The organism is Thermogutta sp. (genome assembly GCF_039793925.1).
Classification (GTDB): domain Bacteria; phylum Planctomycetota; class Planctomycetia; order Pirellulales; family Thermoguttaceae; genus Thermogutta.
Genome location: NZ_JBAMME010000119.1, coordinates 1 through 1051, shown reverse-complemented (window position 1 = coordinate 1051; position 1051 = coordinate 1). Strand labels below are relative to the sequence as shown.

Sequence of the window (1051 nt, the reverse complement as noted above, 5' to 3'; positions counted from 1 at the left end):
ACCGGGTTTTGCATCTGATTCCTCCCGAGAACTATAATTTCTTTGCCTGCGAACCCCAATAATGTCGGCGTAGAACGGGCGTCGCCACCCACGGCGCCCCGATTTTCCCATTATCGAACGCCCTGGTATCAACCCCAATTTACGCCGTCCACGTTTCTCGCCCATTGGTTCAAGCCAGCTCAGGGCAACCACCTTGCCCGAATGCATCGGTCTCCAAATGTATCGTTCGCGAAGAGACGGTCGCATTTCACCGGGAGACGGATGCATTTTGGACCGCCACATAGCGAGCACCTCGCCCCTTCCCTTCCTTTTTCAGAAAGCCCAGCTCCGCGAGATGTTGCAGAAGCCGAAGGGCCTGAATCCGCGAAACGCCGAAAGCACGCCGGACATCCTCATTTTTGACATAGCCCTTCTCGTGCAGGATCGGCTCCAGGGCCACGAGCTCCGGTGGCTTTTCTCGGGGGACCTTCCCAGGCTCCGGGATGAGCTCATAGACCCGCCCCCGGGGACGGGTCAGGCGCACGATGCCCCGACGGATGAGGTCCTTGATGTCGCGACTGGCCGTGTAGATGTCCACGCCGACCAGTTTCTGATAGGCCCGGCTGGTGAAACGTCCCCCGTGTTCATAGGCATAAGCGAGCAAGCGGATTTGATTGCGTGTCAGCCCCTGACCTTCAAAGCGTCGCAGCCAACGCATCGTTTCCGGACGGTAGATGGGAGTGCTATACAGGGTGACGACGAACCGTCCTCCTTCCAGATGGAACTCGGGCGGTCGCAAGCCTTCCCGTTCCATCACCTCGAACATGCGTGGGATGCCCTCGCCTAGTTCCCGCATGTACCCGAAGGCTGTGAGCACCCGCACGATACGAGGGTTTCGGGAGGCATGCACCCGCTCCCTGCGGCGCAGGCGCTCCAAAGTCACCGGCTCCACCAGGTCCCCCGGGCTCCAGATCTCCATCCGGTCGTCGAAGAGGTGAACCTCGATCCCCAGCCCTCCCAGGAGGTAATCCCGATGGGCTACGGCGTTGACGATGGCTTCCTGCCAGGCGAA

1 protein-coding gene is annotated in these 1051 nt (G+C 60.3%); it reads right to left on the bottom strand.

What is annotated here, in order from left to right:
* Window positions 1-247: 247 nt before the first annotated feature.
* A partial coding sequence (locus ABJK56_RS04320) for an ATP-binding protein (RefSeq protein ID WP_347243433.1) occupies window positions 248-1051 on the bottom strand: 804 nt, incomplete at its 5' end.